Origin of the sequence: Methylotuvimicrobium sp. KM1 (assembly GCF_044788715.1) — a bacterium.
In the GTDB taxonomy this organism is placed as follows: Bacteria; Pseudomonadota; Gammaproteobacteria; order Methylococcales; family Methylomonadaceae; genus Methylotuvimicrobium.
Genome location: NZ_CP173170.1, coordinates 2,338,330 through 2,356,098, shown reverse-complemented (window position 1 = coordinate 2,356,098; position 17,769 = coordinate 2,338,330). Strand labels below are relative to the sequence as shown.

Annotated in this window: 11 protein-coding genes; 4 read left to right on the top strand and 7 right to left on the bottom strand. The window is 46.3% G+C overall.

The window, feature by feature from the left end; genetic code table 11:
* Positions 1-4: 4 nt before the first annotated feature.
* The 4 genes from ACINK7_RS10010 to ACINK7_RS09995 all read right to left on the bottom strand — a co-directional run bounded on the left by ACINK7_RS10010 (position 5) and on the right by ACINK7_RS09995 (position 6,981).
* Positions 5-2,800: an EAL domain-containing protein gene (locus ACINK7_RS10010; protein WP_404361212.1), complete on the bottom strand. Its 2,796-nt coding sequence runs from the start codon at positions 2,798-2,800 to the stop codon at positions 5-7.
* A 1,060-nt stretch (positions 2,801-3,860) separates the two neighbouring features.
* On the bottom strand, positions 3,861-4,373 hold the full coding sequence (locus ACINK7_RS10005; protein ID WP_404361211.1) for a hypothetical protein: 513 nt from the start codon (positions 4,371-4,373) through the stop codon (positions 3,861-3,863).
* Positions 4,373-6,628, bottom strand: a complete 2,256-nt coding sequence (locus tag ACINK7_RS10000) for a heavy metal translocating P-type ATPase (RefSeq protein ID WP_404361210.1) — start codon at positions 6,626-6,628, stop codon at positions 4,373-4,375. The genes ACINK7_RS10005 and ACINK7_RS10000 overlap by 1 nt, the downstream gene beginning before the upstream one ends.
* 143 nt (positions 6,629-6,771) lie before the next feature.
* Positions 6,772-6,981: a heavy-metal-associated domain-containing protein gene (locus tag ACINK7_RS09995; protein ID WP_404361209.1), complete on the bottom strand. Its 210-nt coding sequence runs from the start codon at positions 6,979-6,981 to the stop codon at positions 6,772-6,774.
* A 216-nt stretch (positions 6,982-7,197) separates the two neighbouring features.
* Here ACINK7_RS09995 and ACINK7_RS09990 point away from each other — a divergent pair, with 216 nt between their 5' ends.
* The 4 genes from ACINK7_RS09990 to ACINK7_RS09975 are packed head-to-tail and all read left to right on the top strand — an operon-like array spanning position 7,198 to position 10,423.
* The gene (locus tag ACINK7_RS09990; protein ID WP_404361208.1) at positions 7,198-8,397 is read left to right on the top strand and encodes an EAL and HDOD domain-containing protein; all 1,200 of its coding nucleotides are present in this window, start codon (positions 7,198-7,200) and stop codon (positions 8,395-8,397) included.
* A gap of 8 nt (positions 8,398-8,405) precedes the next feature.
* Positions 8,406-8,846: a rhodanese-like domain-containing protein gene (locus ACINK7_RS09985; protein ID WP_404361207.1), complete on the top strand. Its 441-nt coding sequence runs from the start codon at positions 8,406-8,408 to the stop codon at positions 8,844-8,846.
* Entirely contained in the window at positions 8,843-9,472 is a 630-nt protein-coding gene (hflD, locus tag ACINK7_RS09980) for a high frequency lysogenization protein HflD (RefSeq protein WP_341325254.1), read from the top strand. The genes ACINK7_RS09985 and hflD overlap by 4 nt, the downstream gene beginning before the upstream one ends.
* A 12-nt stretch (positions 9,473-9,484) precedes the next feature.
* Entirely contained in the window at positions 9,485-10,423 is a 939-nt protein-coding gene (locus tag ACINK7_RS09975) for an ABC transporter ATP-binding protein (RefSeq protein WP_404361206.1), read from the top strand.
* 75 nt (positions 10,424-10,498) lie between these two features.
* On the opposite strand, the gene ACINK7_RS09970 is transcribed toward ACINK7_RS09975, so the two are convergent.
* From ACINK7_RS09970 to ACINK7_RS09960, 3 genes are all read right to left on the bottom strand, one after another.
* Positions 10,499-11,770: a response regulator gene (locus ACINK7_RS09970; protein WP_404361205.1), complete on the bottom strand. Its 1,272-nt coding sequence runs from the start codon at positions 11,768-11,770 to the stop codon at positions 10,499-10,501.
* Positions 11,771-12,186: 416 nt separating this feature from the next.
* On the bottom strand, positions 12,187-15,747 hold the full coding sequence (locus ACINK7_RS09965; protein WP_404361204.1) for a PAS domain S-box protein: 3,561 nt from the start codon (positions 15,745-15,747) through the stop codon (positions 12,187-12,189).
* Entirely contained in the window at positions 15,744-17,363 is a 1,620-nt protein-coding gene (locus ACINK7_RS09960) for a PAS domain S-box protein (RefSeq protein WP_404361203.1), read from the bottom strand. The genes ACINK7_RS09965 and ACINK7_RS09960 overlap by 4 nt, the downstream gene beginning before the upstream one ends.
* Positions 17,364-17,769: the final 406 nt, after the last annotated feature.

Sequence of the window (17,769 nt, the reverse complement as noted above, 5' to 3'; positions counted from 1 at the left end):
GCGATCACCCCACTCGATTCGCTTGAATGATTGGGGTTTCGCTCGGCTTACCGATTAAGTCTCCAGCGACGTTATTAACCCCCATTTTCCTAACCACATCGAAAATCCGACGCGTACTCACCGACTCAATAACAGTAACTTTATCAAGTGCTTGTGCCACTTCGACCATCAGCTGTAAATTTTTGCTGTTGTCTTGGTTCTTTTTAATTTGATCGACGAACTGCCCATCGATTTCAACAAAATCGACCGGCAAATGTTTAAGGTAAAAAAACGATGAAAACTCAATTCCGATATCGTTTAATGCGCACCGGCAACCGTATTCTTTAATGCGCCTTACAAAACGTTGTGCGATAACGAACTGTCCAATCACCGAAGACTCACTGATTTCAAACATGATCTGACTCGGATCAACCGCGTTTTTGTTTAATAATCCAGCCATATCCGAGCAAAAGTCGGGATCTAAAAACAAAGCACCGGATAAACCGATCGAGATGCTAATCCGATTCCCCGATTGATTATAAAAAGCAAGTTCATTAATTGCTGTAACGACTAGAAGGCGCTCCAGTCGAGCCGCGAGTCCTAATTGCTCAGCATAAAGCCAATATTCCTCCGGCGAAATCAAACTACGGTCATCTCGTCGTATACATAAGCGAGTTTTAAAATAACTTACGCAACGCTGATCGATATCCCAAACCGGCTGGTAACTCAACACAAATCGATCCCTATCGAAAGCAATATCGAATAAAACTTGCCATTCGCTTCGCCTCTTGCCGTTGCCTTGACTATTACGTTGCTGATCGAAAAATAAATAGAAGCCGTCTTTTTTTGCATGATGCATCGCCGAATGAGCATTAGCCCTTAATTGATCGACCGTATCGCCATGCTGCGGATAGAGCGCTATTCCGATATTCGTTGATAAGAAAAGGTTTGGCGAATCAATTTCCACATTGAGTGATTCGACTTCATCAATGATTTTATTCGCTAATACAATAATCCCTCGTTGTTGACAATTCGGCATTATCAACGCAAAACGATTATCGCCAATACGATACAATCGATCGGAAGATCGCAGAATGGGCTTAAGCCTGCTTGCGACACGAACCATGTAAGATATATCGAAACGTAAATCGCCAGTGCCGCGCGGAGTCACATCAAATACCAGCAAGGCTAACTTGCCACCATGTCTTTTAGCCGATGCGAGCCGATCGGCTAGTTCGGATTCAAAGCTCCTCTGATTACCCAGACCGGTAACCGGATCAAAATTTGCTATGACTAATAACTTTTGCTCAACGATATGTTCGACACTCATATCGACGCCCATCGAAAGCACAAATGCTTCTTGGTTTTCGCCATCCTGATAAAATGGCGCATGAATCCAAAATATGTCGCGACTTCCGCCTAGCTTCGATGACAAACTACCTTCTATTTGCAACCGTTGCGCATGCCTATCGCTTCTTAGCCGGGCTAATTGAGCCCGATGATGTTCCTCGGAAGACGGCAAATAAAGATCGAATAATTTACCGATAATCGAATCCCTTTCTTCGCCTAAAACATCCGCCGCCGCCTGATTCGCACTCGCAATCAATCCATTCATCCGTTGCGTAATCATTATGACGGGAGCGGCACTCACCATACGATTAATAAAATCTCTTTCTTCGGCTAAATTCCGGTTATGCTCTATGATTTCAAGCGTATTAGTATTTACGATTTGTTCCACCAACTCAAGCTGTTGAGCCAATCCTAATACGGAATGATTTAGTTGATCGATTTCATCATGAAAAAATGGAAACAATCTTTTAGACTTTACTTGCTGCCTGAATGCCGGAAATTGCCTGCCGGCCAATAACGGAATCGCTTTTGACAGTCTGTCCACGCGACCAATGAAAAACCGGAGAACAATCAATAATACAAGTAGCGATAAGAAAAAACTCATCAATACTTGAATCCAAATTGATCTCCGCTCGACATTTAAAACATCTATTTCGTGAGTGATATCGTTAACAAAAACAAAAAATGGCGCACGATTTGTCTCCGAGTGATTCATGCGTCTCATACCGAGCTCATAGTAACGGTCTCCGAAAGATAATCGTTCGTTACGATCGGCAAAACGACTGACTGCGTCGCTCTTGGATAAAATACCTAAGATGTCGAAATCCAAACCGGAAAAAGTTTTAGCGGTTAATTTGACCGCATAATTTGGGTCTTCAGACGTCAGGAAGTCTTCGACCAAAATGCCGATATCGTTATTCGTTAGCTTTTTGTATTTTATGATAATGTCTGCAAAAGACTGAGATACACTCAATACACCGGACGACTTTGATTGCCCCAACATTGGAATCATCGTTTGTTGAAAACAAGCATCGGGACATACAAGCCGGTGAACAGGTTCTTCGGCCTTTAAAACCTGATGCACATCAGCATCGGATATTGCCAGCTTACGCCCCCATGCACCAATGAGTCGCCCACTCTCATCAAATAGAGTAACATTTTCAATATCCCAAATTAATTGTAATTGCTCTCCATTTCGCTCCAACATTTCGGACAGTTTTTTTTCTTTATCAGTATCCCCTACCGAGAGAGCTAAACCTTCGGCGAGCTGGTCTAAAGTTTGGAATGCTTCGTTGGATAATACCTGAGCGGTGTCGAATTGCTTGCTTTGAATATGTTCGCGTTCGAGCTTGAAAGCCCGATTCACTTCGTTATAAGCATAATAGAAATAAGCGCCATAAACGAACAACATTCCTATGCCGAATAAAATCGATAATTTCCAGCGCAAACTGAAAAAAGGGGCTTCATCCATCGGACTTACCAATCAAACCATGACATAAACACCTCTATTACCTGAATATTATGGCTCCGCATAAGGTGAACGACATAAAAAGTGCGACGTCGGATTCAACTGAAATAAATACTCTATTCGAGAGCAATCTGACCATTGCCGAAATCTATTGCTTGGCTTATCGTAGCCGGTCACACAAGGCAATGCGGACCGAATTACTTCAATTGAGCAATTAAAACATTAGGAATATAACTATTTGAAAATAGTTAACTGATAAGTTTTAACAAAAATCGGCAGTTTAGCGCTTTTTACCCTATTTAACCCTACGGTGTTACTTCGCGCTTTCCGTCTCTTCTGTTTCTAGGATTAAAGATAATTGAATTGGTTTAATTTATTTTTCAAACAAACTTAAATATATTAATCAATTACTTACAAAAAATTTATGGATGTAATCTCAGAATAATATGATAACAAACCCTTTGAAGCAAAAAATTCTAACGGATGAAGTATAACCTTTTTGTTCAATCAAGCCACTAATAATTTATCGTAACCTTATCATTCCGGTATTAATTGACGAAATCGATTCAAAAAATGGAAGTACAAAAATATTCGACAGAGCAAATATAAAAACAAAAACCATAAAAAGGTTCTACGGCACCCTCCGGTGGTCTTTCGATAAAACAGGTTGCTGATTTAGCCTCCCTTTAGAAAAGGGAGATTGAAAGGGGATTTTTTAACAATCTCCCCTAGTCCCCATAAGTATCTACACAAGTTTTTATATCATAAATAGAATGAGTTATAAGCTGGCCTAGCACCCTCTCCTGTTGGAGAGGGCTGCGGTGGTGAGAGTAAAAACAACCACTTATGTTCCCCTCATCCCAACCTTCTCCCGCAAGGAAAAAGGGGCAAGTGCTTGTGTAGATACCTATGCCTAGTCCCTCGGCAACTGCTGAGTGACTAGGATGTCACGAATGTAGAAAATGCATTACGCCTCGGATGGCGTGTATTAGGGCAATGTAGGAGCAATTGCCGAGGAGTAAACCCCGGCCAGGATAACCAATCAGTGAGCGCTCGTACTCCATTAATGCCAGCCGCCGTATTGCTTAGTCGGGTCGCCTTTAAAGCCGGTAGACGTTCCTTTTCCACTCGATTTTTTATTTTGCCGAATCGCATTGATAGCGGCCTGAGCCATGTTTTGCTTGGTCAAACCGCCCAAATTTCTAGCCGATTCGACGACCAGCGTCGACATCGTCGAAATATCCTGCATCGCCAATGCCGAATCCATCACGACGGCTTGCAATAAAGTATTCTCGTCGACGGCAATCTCGAGCGTCACCGGATAAGCGGAGCCGGGCGGCAATGCTATCGAATAGTGGGCTTCTTGATCAGGTTCAGCAGTGGCAATCGTCGCTCCTTTTTTATCCTTCGCGACAATTTTTCCGCTAACAATCAATTCGTCTCGGTCGGTCACGGTTCCTTCAATAACATGCGAGGAGTTGACCCCGACTTGTTTCGCGCTACTGGAAGAATCACCGCAAGCCGCTACCACTGACACAATAGTCATACAAAAAATAAGCTTTAATAATTTATTCATCACCTTCCTCCTAATTTAACCCACCGCAGCCGGTTGGCATTCATCACCACTGTGACCGACGACATAGCCATCGCAGCACCGGCAATCATCGGATTCAATAAAATACCGAACAATGGATACAACAAGCCGGCCGCAACCGGAATACTGATCGTATTATAGAAAAAGGCGCCCAACAAATTTTGTTTAATGTTGACGACCGTCGCCTTAGACAATTCGATCGCTTCGGGCACCTTCATCAACGAACCTTGCAAAATAACGACATCCGCGCTTTCTATCGCAACATCGGTGCCGGTACCGATCGCGACACCTACATCGGCTTGCGCCAGGGCCGGCGCATCGTTAATGCCGTCACCGACCATGCCGACCTTTTCTCCTCTCTCTTGTAATTCCTTGACGACGGCGGCTTTGTCCTGCGGCAGCACTTGCGCCCTAACTTCGGAAATACCGGCCTGGCCGGCAATCGCTTTTGCCGTAACTTCGTTATCGCCGGTCACCATAATAATGCGTATGCCTTGCTCTTTAAGCTGTTTAATCGCTTGTTCGGAATCTTTTTTAATCGGATCGGCCACCGCGACAATACCGGCGATTTCATTATCGACCGCTAACAGCATCGGCGTTTGCCCCTGCTTCGACAAAGCTTGCATTGGCTCCGAATAAGCTGCGCAATCGACGTCTTTTTGCGCCATTAGCGCGGTATTACCGAAATATACCTGACGTTTATCGATTTCAGCACAAACTCCGTGACCTGCCACAGCTTGGAAACGCCGTGCCCGTGACGGCTTGATACCGCGTCGCTCCGCTTCGGCCAAAATAGCTCCCGCCAAAGGATGCTCGGAACCCGATTCGATACTGGCGGAGATTTGCAGCACTTGTTCTTCGGAAAAACCGTTCACTGCCTCGATTGTTGAAACCGACGGCTTACCTTCGGTCACCGTGCCGGTTTTATCGAGAATCACACAAGTCATCTTACCGGCCGTCTGCAAGGCTTCCCCATTGCGAATCAAAATTCCCATTTGTGCTGCGCGTCCGACCGAAACCATAACTGAAATCGGGGTCGCCAAACCCAAGGCGCAGGGACAAGCAATCACCAACACAGTCATCGAAGTGACGAAAGCGTACCCGAGTGACGGTTCGGGCCCCAAACCCAACCATATAAAAAATGTGAGTATTGACAAAGCGACAACGGTCGGGACAAAGACACTCGAAATCCTGTCGGCCAAACGCGCGATATCGGGTTTGCTGCCTTGCGCCTGACGCACGCTTTTAATGATCTGAGCCAACGCGGTATCGCGGCCTATACGGGTTGCCTTAAAAATAAAACTCCCTTTTTGATTCATCGTACCCGCTGCAACCGATGAGCCTTCCGTTTTTTCGACCGGCAAGGGTTCGCCGGTCAACATCGATTCGTCGACAGTCGAATGCCCTTCGGTCACCGTTCCGTCCACCGGAATTTTTTCGCCGGGGCGAACCCGCAGGATTTCGCCGAGCCCGACATCGTGAATCGGAATATCGCTTTCCTTTCCTTCACGGATGACTCTCGCGGTACGCGGTTGAAGCCCGATCAATTGACGAATCGCACCCGACGTTTTGCCGCGCGCCAAAGTTTCCAAACCGGAACCTAAATTGATGAACGCCAAGATAATCACGGCCGCTTCAAAATAAGCATGCTTGGCTAGCGACGGCAAGGCATCGGAATAATCGATCACAATCGACGAATACAACCATGCCGAACCGGTTCCCAGCGCGATTAAGGTATCCATGTTGGCCTGACCGTGAGACAACGACTTGATCGCACCGCTATAAAAATGCCAGCCTGAATAAATCAAAATACCCAAAGTCATCAAGGAAAGTTGCGGCCAAAACCATTGCCCGGCTTCGGAACCGATTTCGGGTAACCAGTCGAAGTGATCGGCCAGCATCAACGGAATACCCAACGCGGCAGCAGCTGCGGCTTTTTTCATCAACGAACGATAGCGTTTGAGTTCGAGCTCTTCCTGTTCGGAGGGATCTTCATCCAAACCTTCCATGACGGCCGCATCGTAACCCGCCGCTTTTACCGCCTTGGTCAATGCGTCCGGATCGGCATCGCCTTTGACTTGAGCCGAATGATCGGCAAAATTGACCGAAACTTCGGCCACGCCTTCAACTTCCGCCAATGCGGTTTCAACGGCTCCAACGCACCCGGCACAGCGCATGCCCAAAATCGACAGGCGCAGTTCGGGCATCGGCATCTCGGATTCGTTTTGCGTGCTCATGATAATCTCCGAATAGAAGTGAATAAGGGGCAAGGTTCAAGGTTCAAGGTTCAAGGAGCAATGGTAAATAAACGAAGGCCAAATCCGGAACATAAATTTTCATCTTTCATCTTTCATCTTTCATCTTTAACCTTTAACCTCTTTCATTCCACTGAAAAGCCGGCGTCGATCACGGCATCTTCTATTTCTTCGACATCGATCTTAGCCGGTTCGTAGTCGACTTCCACTTTATTGTCTTTATGGCTTGCGGAAACCGATAACACACCATCCAGAGTTTTTAATTTATCGCTGATATTGGTTTCGCAACCGCCGCATTTCATACCTGTTACCGTCAGCACAATTTTCTCGCTCATTTCCTCTCCACTATTTTTAAATAATTCTAATGAATCGCCCTACACATCAATCGACGCTTGTTTGCCAAACATGATATAAACTTAAACAATAATTTGCGATAGTCTAACGCTCAAATGCAATACAACCAAATACTATGCTTTCATACTTTATTTTATACTCAATTTTTGGCGCAGGTTTAAAGAAGCACCGGGATATTCAGCAAAAGGCATATCTAAATGACAAACTTTTTGATTGGTCGCCAACAAATTTTTAATAGAAAACTTGAAATTTATGCCTATGAAATTCTTTTTCGAGGCCATGAATTCGATTTGGCGCAAGAAAGCCAAGCCACGCAAGCGACGAACCAAATCGTTACCGATACGATACTCGAACTCGGCATTAATCAATTAGTCGAAAGCCACAAAGCCTTCATTAACTTTACCGGTCAAAATATACTTGAAAAAACGCCGCTAAGCCTCCCCAAAGAACGCATTGTTATCGAGCTACTAGAAGATATCAAAGTCGACCTAAGAATCATCAACAATATTAAAGAGCTAAAGCAACTCGGCTATACCGTAGCACTGGACGATTTTGTATTGACTGACGAATGGAGGCCTTTATTAGAGTACGCCGACATCATCAAACTCGATGTATTGCAAATGTCCGAGCAAGAAACCCTCGGCATAATTAAACAACTCAAACATTACCCCATTAAGTTATTAGCCGAAAAAGTCGAAAGCCACCAACAATACGAACAACTACTTGAACTTGGCTGCGACTATTTTCAAGGTTTTTTTCTCAGCAAACCGAACATAGTCGAAGGCCGACGTTTGGGTATAAACCAAACAGCGGCAATCAGATTGTTGGCTGCGATCAATAATCCCAACGTAGAATTTCTCGAACTGACACAAATCATTTCGCAAGACGTCACATTAAGCTTTAAATTATTGCATTACATTAACTCGGCTTTTTTTGCAATTCCAAGACGCATCGAATCGATTCGGCATGCCGTTTCTTATCTTGGCCTGAATGAAATCAAACGATGGTGTAATATTCTGACCTTCGCCTCGTTATCGAATAAACCGAAAGCCATACTTCAAACAACCTTGATTCGGGCTAAAATGTGCGAACTATTAGCCCGGCACCTTAGCGAGGAACCCGAACATTACTTTTTAATCGGTATACTATCGAGTCTCGACAGTATTCTAGACTTGCCGATCGATGAAGCGCTTGGTCAATTACCATTGACGGCCGATGTCGCGATTGCTATTTTGGAAAAAAAAGGATTGGGCGGAGAAATCCTTCAATTTGTGCTCGGTTTCGAACAATGGTTGCCGCAATCGATACACTTTAAGACTTTAACGCCAGCAATGATTAATGATGCGTATCTGGAAAGCATCAACTGGGCAAATCAAATAATGAACAACATCGAATAACCGATTCCGTGAACAAGCTCTTATTTTTATTTTTATTGATGATCCATACGCAGTTACTATCGGCGAGTGAGCTTGAAGCTATCGATATACCGCAAATGCTCGACATGAAAACCAAGCAGAATGCGCTGATCATCGATATTCGTACAGAAAAAGAATGGGCCGAGACCGGGACCATACCTCATAGCGTAAGGCTGCAATTTTTCGATGACCGAGGCCGATACGATGCCGAACAATGGCTAAGCGAAATGGAAAAATTACGCACTTCACCGAACCAACCCGTCGTGCTGGTATGCCGTTCCGGTAACCGAAGTGAAAAAGCCGGTAATCTCTTGACGCAAAAGCTCGGTTTAGGCAACATCAACCATCTACAAAACGGTATTCAGACTTGGATTCAAGCTGGCTATGCCACCACTCAACATTGCCCCGGTTTACTGGCTTGCAAACAATGACAAACAATCTCAACACCATTACTAACCAAGCGATCGCACTCGCAGGCATCGCCCAAGCGGCCGCTTTAGTCAGGCAATTGGCAACAACCGGCAAATCAGATCCCGATGCAACCGAAGCTAGTATTGCCAGCATTCTTAAAATCGACTCGGATACGGTAGAAGATATCTATGGCGGTCTAGCCGGTATCAAATTCGGATTGGAACAACTCAACCAACAAATGACCGGTTTCGATATCGCCGACCCCGAACAAGCACGATATGCGGCATCGCTAGTATTTTTAGAAAAACAAGTGTCGAACCGTCCCGACTTAATGGAAGTCATCGGCAAAGGCATCGAAAAAGCCCAACGGCAGAGCGAAACTTTTGGTCTTTTGCACGAAAACGTATTAGCCAACCTTGGTGACATTTATCACAATACGATCAGTACGCTGCAACCGAGGATCATGGTCAACGGCGAACAACATTATCTATCGAGACCCGATATCGTCAATAAAATCAGAGCCCTGCTGCTCGCCGGCATACGCTCGGCAATCCTATGGAAGCAATGCGGCGGTTCGCGTTGGAAATTTTTGTTTTTCCGAAAAAAACTACAAACGGAAGTCGAAGCACTGCTCCAAAGAATCTAATCGAATTGCGTTATGAGTCATCTGATAATAGCCGAACATTTATACCGTTATTACGGCAGACTTTGTGCGGTCGACGATGTCAGTTTTACACTGTCTAAAGGCGAAGTACTAGGCTTTTTAGGCCCGAACGGCGCCGGTAAAACCACGACGATGCAGATGCTCTGCGGCAATCTTGCTCCCAGCGCAGGGCTCATTACTATCAACGGCTACGACATCCTCGATAAGCCGAAATCAGCCAAACTGAAACTCGGCTATTTACCGGATACACCTCCGCTATACCGTGAATTGACTGTCGATGAATTTTTGCATTATTGCGCGCGACTCCATCGTTTAACCCGCGGACATATCTCAAAAGCCATCGAAACGGCCAAAGAGCGCTGCGGCCTGAGAGAAGTCTCCAAACGACTCATCGGCAATCTCTCCAAAGGCTTTCAGCAACGGGTCGGCATCGCTCAAGCCATCTTACACAATCCCGATGTAGTCATTCTCGACGAACCGACCGTAGGCCTCGATCCAATTCAAATCCGAGGAATTCGAAGTCTGATTCGTGAATTAGGGCAAGACCACGGCGTCATTCTGTCCACCCATATTCTGCCTGAAGTTCAAGAATCCTGCACTCATGTACAAATCATTCAGCACGGCAAATTGATTTTTCACGAAACGATCGAAGGGCTCAACAGGCAGATGAAAACCAGCATACTGCAAATTAAAACTCGACTACCGGCCGATTTCAATAGCTTGAAAGCGATACCCGGCATATTATCGGTCGAAGGCCTACCCGGAAACATTACGCAAATACAGCACGATAATACGCAAAATCTTAACGAACATATTACCGAAACAGCCGTTCGCCTGGGCTGGGGATTAATAGAAGCTACCGAAATAAAACAATCGCTTGAAGATGTCTTTGTTAAACTGACCGAATCGAGCGGCCGTGATGCATCTAGATAACAAGTAATTTATTAACGGTATCCGGTGACTTTCTGAGCAAAGTCAATAAAAGTCAATATGAGTCAGCTCTATCCTTTATGATGGAGTCTCAGCTCCCGCCTCTTTATTGACCGGCAAATAGACACGGAATTTTGTCCCCTTACCTAATTCCGATGTTAAATCGATCGCACCGCCATGCTCCTTAATGATCTTATAGGACAGCGATAAACCTAAACCCGTCCCCTGACCGACCGGCTTAGTCGTAAAGAACGGCTCGAATACTTTCCGCCTGACCTCTTCGGATATACCGCAACCGGTATCTTCAACCTCTATCCATACCCTATCGCTACCTTGACTGCCCGTTCTTATCATTATTTTTCCTGATTTTTCGATGGCTTGTGCGGCATTCACCAGCAAATTCATCACGACCTGATTGATCTGTGAACCGACGCAGTCAATTGGTGCAAGCCCTTCATATTCCTTGATAATTTCAGCCTTATATTTTAATTCGTTATTCACGATATTAAGTGTTGCATCAATGCCTGACTCAATATCATGCAGACCGCTTTCTCGTTCATTCATATGCGAAAACTCGCGAAGATTCTGAATTATTTTTCTAGCTCGCAATGCCCCCTCGATCGACTCCTCGATCAATTCTGCTAAATCGACTTTAAAACAATCGAACTCCAATTCTTCTTTAAGTTTTTGGAAAAACAACACATCGGGTTGGTCTTCCGGCAATTGCCGGGAAAACTTTTCGGTCAATTCAAAAATAGACAATACCGACTGTAAGCGATCTTTTAAGCCTTCAAGATTCGCATAAACATAACTCAACGGGTTATTAATCTCATGAACAATGCCGGCCGCCAATAAACCTAATGACGCCATTTTTTCGGATTGAAATAAAAACGCCTGAGCTTCTTTTAATTCGCCCATGCGGCGTTCGACTTCGTTTTTTAACCAAGCATTATGACTTTCCAGTAAGTCGCGCTCGTTTTTTAGCGCCAATTGGCTTTTAACGCGTGCCATGACGATGCCCGGCACAACCGGTTTAACGATATAATCGACGGCCCCCAATTGCAAACCGAACGCCTCATCGGCTTGATCGTCTAGCGCCGTCACGAAAATCACCGGGATTTCGCAAAGTTCCGGTTCGGCTTTAAGTCGACGACAAACATCGTAACCGCTCATGCCCGGCATCATCACATCAAGCAATATTAAATCAGGCATGTGCTCACGCGCCAATTTCAAACCTTTTTCACCGGAGGTTGCAACTTGAACGTTATAATCATCTTTTAAAACTCCAGCCATCAATTCAAGATTAGCCGGCATATCGTCGATGATCAGTATCTTTTTTTTATTATCCATGCTCATTTCTCATACTTATCACGCCGCGCATTAATCGCATACCGAACTCTTACTGTAAAAGTTCGGAGATTTGGGTTCTTTATCTAATTTTTCGATATACAAATCTCCGTTCTGGCAATTCCGGTTCCGAAGAGGGTGCGGTTGCTCGACCGGCAGGCGTCGGCGGCAGGGACAGCCGCCGTCGAGCCTACACGGACGTATTCACGGCGTCCTGTCGGGCGAGTGACCGCACTCTCCGCCACCAGAGAACTTTCATTTGCCGGGGCGATGGCTAGACCTTCATGAACGTTACTGTGAAAGTTCGGAGATGTAGACTCTTTATCTAATTTTGCGATATGCAAAAGTTCAGCAACGAAAATGCCTACCCTCGCCTCGGACTTTCATTTGCCGGTGTAATGACGGCTTATTCATGATCGTTAGAATATAGACAAACCGTCATTATCGCTATCCGGTACACTTCTCAATATCCGTAAAGCCTCATCATAATCGAACCGATCAATACACCGATTAAACATCGCATAACGATCGCCCAAATAGACCTGCAACATCGCCGCCGATTCACGGCTTAAACTGCCGGCTTTAACATTGCTCTCATCCAGTAAGCGCTCAAGGTCTTGTATGAGGCTCCTCAAGCGCTCAAGATCGATATCAATCGACTCGAAATCATCCTGTTCGGTTGCTTCGGGCAAAGACTGAATTGCCTCGACCAACTGTATTAATTCAAGTTCGCATACAAGCGCCAATTTCATACAATCGTCCAGCCCGGCATCTGCCCGTAAGGCATTGTCCAATGCTGCAGCACAATCGGCGACAACGCTAGCGCCTAAAGTCGCCGCTACACCTTTAAGAGCATGTGCTAAGCGACGAACGGCTTCGTTATCGCCGGAGGCTAATTGTTTCCGTGCCAGACTCATGTCTTGCCGATGCGATTGCGCAAACATACGTAACAGCCGTCGGTATTTACCGATATCGCCATTGACCATCTGTAGCCCCTTAACCGTATCCACGCCAGGTATATCCCCTAACTCGCTTTGGCTATTCGATTTATCGGACACTACTTGAGGCTCTTCAGACAGGTTATCGTGCTCCGGCAAATCATGTTTGCCGTGCGCCAACCAACGCAACACCACGGTATAAAGCACCTCCGGAATCACCGGTTTGGCCACGAAATCATTCATGCCGGCATCTAAACAAACGCGCCGGTCTTCGTCGAAAGCATTAGCTGTCATCGCTAAAATCGGTAACGGCGCATACTCCGGCTGAGAACGAATCACCCGGGTAGCCGCCAAACCGTCCATCTCGGGCATCTGCATATCCATCAATACCAAATCGTACTGTTTCGACCGGACTTTATCCAATGCAACACGACCATTTTCGGCCGTGTCCACCGACAAACCGACACCATGTAATAATTCCAAAACGACTTCTCGATTAATCGGGTTGTCTTCCGCCACAAGTAAACGCGCGCCCGCATATCGGCGACGCAATAGATCATCGACAGCTTGAGTTGTTTCAACTTGTATCGCCGGCATCACGCCACGCCCGCGACGAAGCCAAGCGGTAAACCAAAAAGTACTACCCTGGCCAATTCGGCTTTCAACGCCGACGTCCCCGCCCATCATAGCCGCAAGCCTTTTGGTGATCGCCAATCCCAAACCGGTACCGCCGTATTTTCGGGTAATCGACACATCGGTTTGAGAAAAAGATTCAAACAATAACGGCAAGTGCTCTTCGGCGATGCCGATTCCCGAATCCTGAACTTCAAAACGAACTAATAAGCCATGCTCGCTCTCTTGTAACAGTTTGGCGCGCAAAGCAATCGAACCTTGTTCGGTGAATTTCACGGCATTGCCCGCATAGTTCAACATCGCTTGACGCAGACGCGTCGGATCGCCCCTAAGCCAATGAGGAACGCCGTCGCTATCCGAAATAACCGACAAGCCCTTGAGCTTGGCTTGATCGGCAACCAATGACTTAATGTGATCCAATACGGCCTCGAGCGCGAAGTCGGTTTGCTCCAATTGCAAGCGCCCTGCCTCGATCTTGGATAAGTCTAAAATATCATTAATAATCGACAGCAAGTGCTGAGCGGAAACCTCGATTTTAGTCAGTCGTTCGCCTTGCACGGGCGACAACGGGCTTTGTTTTAATAAATAAGTCAATCCGAGAATCGCATTCATCGGCGTGCGGATTTCATGACTCATATTTGCCAGAAACGCGCTCTTGGCCCTATTTGCCTCATCCGCCAAGGCACGCGCCTTTTCCAACTCCGCCGTTCGATCGGCGACCAATTCTTCCAAATGATGACGATAGCGATCCAATTCCTCGCCGTTATGTTTTTTGTCGGTAATATCCTCTTTGACCGATACATAATGCGTAATACGACCATCCGGTTGACGCAGCGGCGAAACGATCGCGAACTCAATATATTCGCTACCATCCTTGCGCCGGTTGATAAATTCTCCTTTCCAAGTTTCACCGCGAGTCATGGCATCCCAAAATTGAGCGTAAGTCTCAGGCGGTGTCTTACCGGAGTGTAAAACATTAGGATTACGACCGATTACCTCGTCAAGGCTATAGCCTGTGATCATCAAAAAAGCCTGGTTGACATATTCGATCTCGGCATCCAAATTGGTAATCACAATGCTTTCGGGACTTTGCTCGACAGCCTGTGCGAGCTTGCGTAACTGCTCTTCGGTTCGTTTGCGCTCGGTAATATCGCGAACAATACCGGCAGCGTGCCAATGCCCGTCCAATTCGACAGCAGACAGGGAAAGCTCGACCAAAAACTCCTCGCCGTTTCGGCGAACGGCAGGCAATTCCAAAGTACGGCCGACAACCGGTCCATCCCCTGTTTGTTTGAAATGCGATAACCCGGCTGAGGCTGAATCATGTAAACGGGAAGGCGCAATCGTAGCATGAAGCAACTTCCCCTTCACTTCGTCTTGCGTATAACCGAATATTGTCTCGGCTCCGGGATTCCAAATAACTATCCGGCCGTCCGCATCCATTAAAATAAAGGCATCGCAAATGTTTTCCACCGCCACCCGGAAGCGCGCTTCGCTATCGCGCAGGTCTTGCTCCATCGATTTTTGCGCGGTAATATCGCGATGGCAACCATGCTTGCCCAGATAAGTCCCGTTCTCGTCATGGATTGCCTTATTCTGATGACTGACCCAACGGATAGCACCATCTTTGTGCACGATTCGAAACTCCAAATAGCCCGTTTTGTCTTCGCTATCGCTCACCAGATAGTGTCGATATCTGTCCCGGTCCTCTTCATGCACTAGGTCGTTCATGAGCGTCGAATTCTCTAGAAAGGCATCAGGGGGATAACCTGTTAATTGCACACACGCCGGTGATATATATTTAAATTGATCCTCAAGATCGAGCCAAAAAATACAATCCGAAGAGTTTTCGGCCAATAAACGAAACTTGGCTTCCGACTCCAACAATGCGGCATGCGCCTGTTCAGCCCTAGTTTGCGCCGCGATCGCGTCCTCCATTAAGTTTAACGCCGCCAAACGTGCTTGACGCTGTTCTTCGAGAGATCTCGCCTGGCTTTGTTTCAGTGCGGCTTCGGCTTGTTGCAAAGCTCGATGCTCTCTGACTTCATTCAATGCACGATGGATGGACGATGGCAATCGGGCAAGATTATCCTTGAGCACGAAATCGCTAACGCCTTGCCATAACAAGTCCACGGCGGCTTCTTCGCCGATCGCACTCGTCACTAAAATAATCGGTAAGTCACTCCGGTGTGCTTTGATAGATTGCAGTGTCGAACGAAAATTCATGCCGGGCACATTATAATCGGAGAGCACCACATCCCATTTGCTTTGCAAAGCCCGCCGCAACTCCGCATTGGATTTTACGCAAAAACACACAGACGCAAGTCCATGTCGGCGTAAATAGCGTTCCAGCAACAAAAAATCTGCCGCACTATCCTCGATGACAAGAATTTTTTGTACGTCATTCATTGTGATAACTTGCTTCCTTCGGTCGCTATTTCAGGTAATGAAAAACAAAATTCGGCTCCCTTATCCGGTTCGCTATCGACTTCGATTACGCCGCCGTGCCGATTGATGATACGTTGAACAGTAGCCAAACCAATGCCGATACCGGGAAATTCGTCTTGATGATGCAGCCGTTGGAAAGGTTGAAATAAACGCTCGGCATTTGCTTTATTGAAGCCGGCCCCATTGTCGCCCACACAAAAATAGCGAACGCCGTCTCGATCTCGAGCAAACACTCGAATGCGCGCCGTCTTTTGTTTAGCCGTATATTTCCAAGCATTTTCGAGCAAATTAAACATGACCGATTCGATCATGCGTTTATCGCAACAGGCACTCAGGCCCTGTTCGACCCGCACATCGACATGACGATCGGGATTACTATCGGACAATTCAGCAAGTACACGAATTGCCAGCGAAGAAATATCAACCCGATCGCGGCTTAACTCGCCGCGGGTATTTCGCGATAGCGATAATAAACCGTCGATCAAATCATTCATCCGGAGGGTCGCAACACCGATCTGTTGCAAGTATTCTTTAGCCTGATCTTGCAGTTCATCCGCATAGTCTTCGATCAAGGCCCAACTAAAACCGTTCAATGCTCGGATCGGAGCCCGTAAATCATGAGAAACCGCATAAGCGAAGCTATCTAACTCTCGGTTCGCCAAGGTCAGTTCAGCGGTTCGTTCCTTTACGCGTCGTTCTAAATCGGCATTAAGTCTGAGTATCTCCAGCTCGTTACGCTTCCGTTCGGTTATATCCCGAGCAATCGTTGATAAAGCCACCACTTTTTTCTCTTTATCGAAAATAGGTGAAAGTGTCATCGCCACATCGAACAAATTACCATTCTTATGTAAACACTGTAATTCGTGCTGCCTGACCGATTGACCTTCACCGATAGCTTCGACTAGCGCCTGCCCTTGATCGCGTTGCACGGGTGCCATCAGCGAGAGCAGCGATTGCCCTAGAACTTCCTCTGAGTTATAACCAAACATAACCTCAGCGGCTCTGTTCCAATCCGTCATGATTCCATCGGCACTGCCGCCAATAATCGCATCATCGGAAAACTCGACAATAGCCGCACGAAGTATTCGCTCCTTATGTAAACTAAGTTCGATTTTAGACTTCGCTTGCCTTAATTCTTCTTCAACCCTTCTTCGTTCGATGATTTCAGCTTGTAATTGCTCATTGACTCGACGCAATTGCGCGGGGCTGGGTAATCTAAGCGCGTCAGGAAGCACATACCAGAGCGACACGGCGGCGCCGATCGAGATCAGCGCGGTAGCCGACTTGAAAATAACATCCAAGCCATACCAAGGTTGCCAAAGTAAGACTGCCCCGATCAAATGAGTCAGTCCACAAGCCATGATAAACGCGGCGAACATCCACAGCACCCATTGATAAGGAAAATCCTTGCGCCGTCTCGCGAAATAAGACAACGCGGCCGGCATGGAAAAATAAGCGAGAAAAATCAATGTTTCGCTAACGACATAAGTCATCACCAAAGGCGGCGACCAACTTAAACAATAACCGTGAGGGAGCAACCCCTTTATCGAAAGAAATTGGCTCAGTTCATCGATCATAATGCCACCGAATCAAGGCTTGAAGAATTAATTGTATTTGACATATTTCAATAGTTCCTAGCTGTCAATCTATACCCATCGGAGATCAAAATTCGGCGCCGGGGTGCCCGTCAAAGGACGCCGTGAATACGTCCATGTAGGCTCTATGCCAGCTCCATGCTGGCAAAGCCTTTGTCGAGCACCCCGGCGCCTCCTAAGGTACTGCCGAAATTTGAAATGCGAAAGGTATAAGCTTGATCATTAATCCATGGCATAGTCTATTCAATCGGCATTCATGCCGACATAGCCATGAATAGACACTTATGATTTCGTGATAAATAATATCCGGGGACTATGAGCTATGTTGAGGGTTCGGTAAAATAGGGAAGTTATTTATGACCAAATTCTTAGGATAGGGAGGCGAAAT

Coding starts and splice junctions, on each gene's coding strand:
- ACINK7_RS10010 (WP_404361212.1), bottom strand. CDS start 2,800: ATGGATGAAGCCCCTTTTTTCAGTTTGCGCTGGAAATTATCGATTTTA.
- ACINK7_RS10005 (WP_404361211.1), bottom strand. CDS start 4,373: ATGAATAAATTATTAAAGCTTATTTTTTGTATGACTATTGTGTCAGTG.
- ACINK7_RS10000 (WP_404361210.1), bottom strand. CDS start 6,628: ATGAGCACGCAAAACGAATCCGAGATGCCGATGCCCGAACTGCGCCTG.
- ACINK7_RS09995 (WP_404361209.1), bottom strand. CDS start 6,981: ATGAGCGAGAAAATTGTGCTGACGGTAACAGGTATGAAATGCGGCGGT.
- ACINK7_RS09990 (WP_404361208.1), top strand. CDS start 7,198: ATGACAAACTTTTTGATTGGTCGCCAACAAATTTTTAATAGAAAACTT.
- hflD (WP_341325254.1), top strand. CDS start 8,843: ATGACAAACAATCTCAACACCATTACTAACCAAGCGATCGCACTCGCA.
- ACINK7_RS09975 (WP_404361206.1), top strand. CDS start 9,485: ATGAGTCATCTGATAATAGCCGAACATTTATACCGTTATTACGGCAGA.
- ACINK7_RS09970 (WP_404361205.1), bottom strand. CDS start 11,770: ATGGATAATAAAAAAAAGATACTGATCATCGACGATATGCCGGCTAAT.
- ACINK7_RS09965 (WP_404361204.1), bottom strand. CDS start 15,747: ATGAATGACGTACAAAAAATTCTTGTCATCGAGGATAGTGCGGCAGAT.
- ACINK7_RS09960 (WP_404361203.1), bottom strand. CDS start 17,363: ATGATCGATGAACTGAGCCAATTTCTTTCGATAAAGGGGTTGCTCCCT.